A 5764-nucleotide genomic window follows, 5' to 3' on the forward strand; every position below is an offset into this window, starting at 1 on the left:
CAGCAATTTTCTGATCTTCTATATATTCATTCTGAACAATTTTCACATCTTTAACGGAAAGTTTTCCATTTTTAAAATTTTCCATCATAGCGGTGAAGTAATCTTCAGCTTCTTTCCTGCAGGCATCTGCCGTGGTTTTAGAAAAAGCAGATAAAAAATTGTCAGTACTTTCTTTCATCATTTCCCGGGAAACGATTTTAAAATCTACCTGGTAAGCATTTTCTCCTTCCACGGTAGGTTTTAAATAATCATTCAGCTTAGAAAGTGCATCATCATCATTTTTAACGAAAGTTCCGAAGTACATTTCAAAGACTTCCGAAGGTTTCTTCACTTCTGTCTGAGCCAGCAGATTTTGACTTAATAATGCCAGCATCATGAATATCATGATCTTAAAATTGTTCATATTATTTGTTTTAATTCAATGATTTTTATGAAGAATGAATATACAGCAAAAAAAAAGCTCCTGAAATTCAAGAGCCTGATTTGTAATTTATTTTTAATAATTTTCTTCTTCTCCCTTCATCTTTTCTGCATTTTCCGCCATGATGACAGCGTCTATCATTTCAGAAATATCTCCGTTCATATAAGCATCGAGGTTATACATAGATTTATTGATTCTATGATCTGTCACTCTTCCCTGAGGATAATTGTAAGTTTTGATCTTTGCGGAACGGTCCCCTGTAGAAACCATTGTTTTTCTCTGTGCAGCAATATCTCCCTGAACTTCCTGAAGTTTAATATCATATAATTTAGCACGAAGCATTTCCATGGCCAGCTCACGGTTTGCCAGCTGAGAACGGGCCTGCTGACATACGACCACTAAACCTGAAGGCTTGTGAGTAAGCTGTACTTTGGTTTCTACTTTGTTAACGTTCTGTCCACCGGCACCTCCTGAACGGGAAGTCTGCATTTCGATATCTGCAGGGTTAATCTCTACATCCACTTCTTCAGCTTCCGGAAGCACTGCAATGGTGATGGCAGAGGTATGAACTCTTCCCTGGGATTCTGTTTCAGGAACACGCTGTACACGGTGAACTCCGGACTCGAATTTCATGATTCCGTAAACACCTTCCCCTTCTACTTTCATGATGAGTTCTTTGTAGCCTTTTGCAGCTTCATTGGAATCCGTTACTTCATGTCTCCATCCTTTTGTTTTGAAGTACATGCTGTACATTCTGTAGATATCTTCCACAAAAATAGCCGCTTCATCACCTCCTGTCCCGGCACGCAATTCTACAATGATGTTTTTATCATCTGCAGGATCTTTAGGAATTAACAGAACTTTTAATTCTTCTTCTAATCCTGGAATTTTAGCCTGTGCTTCCAGTTTTTCTTCTTTGGCAAGGTCTACAAGATCCCTGTCTGAACCATCAGCGATGATCTCATCAGATTCTTCAATTGCATCCAGGGCACCTTTATACTGATCGTAAACTTTTACAATCTTTCCTAAATCACTGTATTCTTTGTTCAGAGAAGAATATTTTTTTTGATCTGAAATGATATCAGGCTGTATAATAAGGTCGGCAACCTCATTATATCTTTGTTTAATAGCTTCTAGTTTTGGAATTAATGATTTAGACATTCTGCAATTTTTGAGAGTGCAAAGATAAGAATTTATTAATTCAAATTAAAATTCCTTTGACCTGCCGGATTCACATAATTTTTTGAATCATTAGGATTTATGGTGCTTTTTAGAAGAAACAGAATATTTACCCTGTCAAGGTTTTTTAAAAAAATTTCCTGTCAATTACATATAAAATCAGTCCAAAGGCTACAATTCCAAGTCCTATAATGCTTTCTTTAGGATTATGGATAAGTGTAAAATAGAGAATATACATACTAAAAAGCAGAAAGACTGCCGGGAAAATGTAAAATATATTGGATTTAAATATCTTCCGCTGGTCTTTTTTAAGAAAAAAAACGGTTGAAATAGAAAGGCTTGCAAACAGTTGAAGAATAAAAGCAGTGTATACAAAAATTTCTTTAAAACTTCCCGTTAAAATGATCACTGAAGCTATTATAGCGTGTATAAAGATTGCTCTTACCGGAATTCCTTTTTTATTATTGACCGCAAGTGATCTCCATAAATGGTTTTCTTTTGCAAAAGCTTGGGTTAGTCTTGAACCTACCCATAAATAGCCGCTGATGGTGGCAACCAGCTGTAAGGCAATAAAAACATTGACGATTTTGCCAAAACCGCTGCCCAGCATATTCCCTGCGGCTTCCCCCATGACATCTTCTTTTCCGGCCAGCTGGCTTACAGGTGCATGTTTCAGCATGATAAAATTGACCAGCAGATAACTTACTGTGACAAAAACAGTTCCCACAATTAAAGCTTTAGGAAGATTTCTCTGAACGTCTTTTATTTCTCCTGCAATGTAAGAAGCAGAATTCCAGCCGGTATAGGAATAGGTAACAAAAACCAGGGATGTAGCAAAAGCCGGAAGCATAATCTCGTTCTGCCAGCTGTCAGTGAATTTCAGGCTGTTTCCTATCTCAGATCCTGAAAGTACAACGCCAAGAATCACCAGTATAATGATAAAAGCAATTTTGATAAAGGTGAAAAAATTATGAAATCTGCTTGATGTTTTAAGGCTGAACGATAAGCTCGCTGCCACAAGAAAAATGAAGCCTATGGCAAAGCCGTTTCCAAAGGTATAATTAAACGCTGAAAGGTATTTGGACATTGCAAGCGCAGCCAAAGCAACGGGTGCAGAAAACCCGATGATCAGAGAGATCCAGCTCACCAGATAGCCAAATACCGGATGATAGGTTTCTTTAAGATAAATATAATCTCCGCCGTTTCCTTTAAAATAGGATCCCAGCTCGGCATAGCAAAACGCTCCGAACAGGGCTAGGATTCCGCCGATGATCCACAGCAGAAAAATACTGTAGGTGTTGGTAATATCAGACAGCTGAAAGCCTAACGTGGTGAATATTCCTGTCCCTATCATATTGGAGACAACAATTGCGGCAGCCGTTTTCCAGCCGATCTGATGTGTAGCAGTACTCATTTAGCAGTTAAAAATTAAAATTAAGTCTTCCGAAGAAATAACTTCCCAGCGTTCCCATCTGGACCGGCGCATATTTAAACACTCCATAGTATGAATTTTCATAGATCTGAAGGTCCGGAAACACATCAAAGGTATTATTGGCTCCTATGGTAAGATTAATATTTTTCGTTATATCATAGCCTGCACTCACATCTGTAACCACTTTGGGAGAGAACTTCTGAACTTTTCCAAATGGGTAGCCATCTCTTATGACCTGGCCAAAATACGTATTTCTCACCATAAAATTGAATTTTCCAATTGCATAATTCAATCCTAAGGAAGCTTTTGTCTTAGGAGAAAGTGTTTCGATGATATTGATCTGGTCCGGACCGAAGAATTCATCCTGAGTGGGTACAAGGTTTTCAGGAAAATGGAAATCGGTGATCTTGGTTTCTGTATAATTTCCTGCCAGATTGATATTTAAATTTCCTCCGCCCAGTTTCCAATCATAAGTGATAACAACGTCTACTCCCTTTGTTTCTGTGTCTACTGCATTAGCGAAGAATCTTCCGCTTTCTACGTCGTACTGGGCCAGTCTCGGATCTTCGATATTACTGGTGATCACTATTCTGTCTTTTACTCTGATCCAATATCCGTCAACTGTTACAAACAGTCTGTTGGCAGGTTTCAGGGTAAGGCCTGCACTGGCATTGACTGATGTTTCCTGTTTTAACTGATCAAATCCGAGCGCTCTTGCTGCATCACTGTCATTCCTGAAAATCCCTTTGGTGACAATTCCCGATCCTGAAGTGGAGATGTCGGCATAGGAATTATTAAAATACTGCTGCTGAAGCGATGGAGCCCTGAAGCCAGTTCCTACTGATGCCCGTATTGCATAATCTTTTGCAAATTCATATCTCACGGCCAGTTTTCCATTCAGCGTATTTCCAAAATCTGAATAATTTTCAAATCTTCCTGCCAGATCTATATTCAATTTTTTAGCGATATCATAAGAAACATCAGCATATACGGCTGTTGAATGCCTGGATTTCTTTAAAGCATTGTCCGGAGAAAAACCGATAAATGATTGTGAGCCGCCATTCCCCTCCACGGTAGATCCGGGAACGGCAGGGTTTCCATTGATATCATACCGGGTGTAGGAAGCTTCATCTCCCGGTTTGATCTCATACTGCTCAAAACGGAATTCTCCTCCAAATGCTACATTAAACTGATCCAATTTTTTAGAAACATCAAGATTAACCGTATTCTGAAGAAAACTGTGCGCTCCTGCATAAAAGCTCGTTGGAGATTTCGCCCCTAAAGATGCATTATTGGTATTGTCTACATTATAATTGAAAGTATTGCTTCCGAAAGTATTACTTACATCAAACAACCAGTTATTAACATTATATTTTGCTCCTACAGCATAAGAAAAGTCGTAAACCCGCGAGTTCAAAGAGGCCTGAAATCCGTTTGGATAGATGGAAGAAACCACATTATCTTTTTCTCCGGGCAGCCTTCTGAAACCGAAGCCTTTTCCTTCTTTAATACTGAACCCCCCGAAAGAATATAGCTTAAAGCTTTCACTTAAAGGGTATTCAGAATTAAAAAACAACTGGGCCTGCCTGATTTGTGCATCCCCGATTTGAAAATTAAAGTCATCCCGGGTAAGACCTCTTTCTCTAATAATCTGCTCATCTGTAGCTCTGGCCGCGATAGGATCATTAGCAAATTCATAGGCAAAATTATCTCCGAAAATGTCCAGATCATGATTTTGAGTTCTTGTGGTCTTTCCTCTGTGGCTCAATTGCAATGAAAGGTTTATATAACTTTCCTTTTTCCCAAGAGAAGATCCGTAATTGATTCCGGCCTGATAGGTTTCGCCATCATTTCTTCCGCTAATTCCATAGGATGCTGAAGCTGATGCTCCTATATCTTTCTTAAGAATAATATTGACTACTCCTGCAATGGCATCAGAACCGTATTGTGCTGCTGCACCGTCTCTTAACACTTCTATCCTGTCAATAGCAATCACCGGGATCGTACTGAGATCTGTTCCTACAGATCCATTTCCAACGGTATTCTGATAATTGACCAATGAAGTGGTGTGTCTTCTTTTCCCATTGATGAGCACCAGAACCTGATCCGGCCCCATTCCTCTTAGGGTTACAGGATCAATATGTTCCGTCCCGTCAGATGCTGATTGTCTTACAGAATTAAATGACGGAATCACATAATTCAGCAGATCCTGGACTGTCGTCTGCGGCGCAGATTTCTGCAGCTTTTCTATATTGATAACGTCTACAGGAACCGGTGTTTCCAGTTTTGTTCTTTTAGCATTTCTGTTTCCTACGATAATTACATCTTCGATCTGATTTCCTTTTTCCTGTTCCTGTGCGTTCACCAAAACAGCTCCCAGAAGTATAACAGACAGGCTTAATTTTTTCATCTTTGTCCTTGTAAATTAATAATAAAATAGTTCCACGGACCTCATCCGCAGACATAAAAGATTTCAAGAAATGGAATTATTGTCAGAATATTGACTTTTCTCATCTTCCCCAAACTGGGTTGGAATTAGCACCTTTACACTTTTTAGAGTCGTGCAGGTTGCTAAGGTTTCATAGGGCCAAATCCCTCCACCTTTCTTGATAAATCTACTGCAAAAGTAGACTAATATTTTTAATTGACAAAAAGTTATATATTCTGTGCTGTCAATAAGAAAGAGGGACGATGTGTTATCGTCCCTCTTTTGTTATTTAATAATCATCTTC

The 5764-nt window shown here is 38.9% G+C and carries 3 protein-coding genes, 1 pseudogene and 1 riboswitch; all 4 genes and pseudogenes read right to left on the reverse strand.

The window, feature by feature from the left end:
- Positions 1-403, reverse strand: a pseudogene (locus DRF60_RS20545) (hypothetical protein); the annotation flags it as partial.
- Positions 404-496: 93 nt separating this feature from the next.
- Positions 497-1582 carry a peptide chain release factor 1 gene (gene prfA / locus DRF60_RS20550; RefSeq protein WP_116015201.1) on the reverse strand — a complete coding sequence of 362 codons (1086 nt, stop codon included), beginning with the start codon at positions 1580-1582 and terminating at the stop codon, positions 497-499.
- 145 nt (positions 1583-1727) lie between these two features.
- Positions 1728-3014 carry an APC family permease gene (locus DRF60_RS20555; protein WP_116015204.1) on the reverse strand — a complete coding sequence of 429 codons (1287 nt, stop codon included), beginning with the start codon at positions 3012-3014 and terminating at the stop codon, positions 1728-1730.
- Positions 3015-3021: 7 nt separating this feature from the next.
- Positions 3022-5442 (reverse strand): TonB-dependent receptor plug domain-containing protein, encoded by a 2421-nt coding sequence (locus DRF60_RS20560; protein WP_116015207.1) that lies wholly within the window; start codon positions 5440-5442, stop codon positions 3022-3024.
- A gap of 97 nt (positions 5443-5539) precedes the next feature.
- Positions 5540-5648, reverse strand: a riboswitch (SAM riboswitch).
- Between the last annotated feature and the right edge of the window lie 116 nt (positions 5649-5764).

Origin of the sequence: Chryseobacterium elymi, assembly GCF_003385495.1 — a bacterium.
Lineage (GTDB): Bacteria > Bacteroidota > Bacteroidia > Flavobacteriales > Weeksellaceae > Chryseobacterium > Chryseobacterium elymi.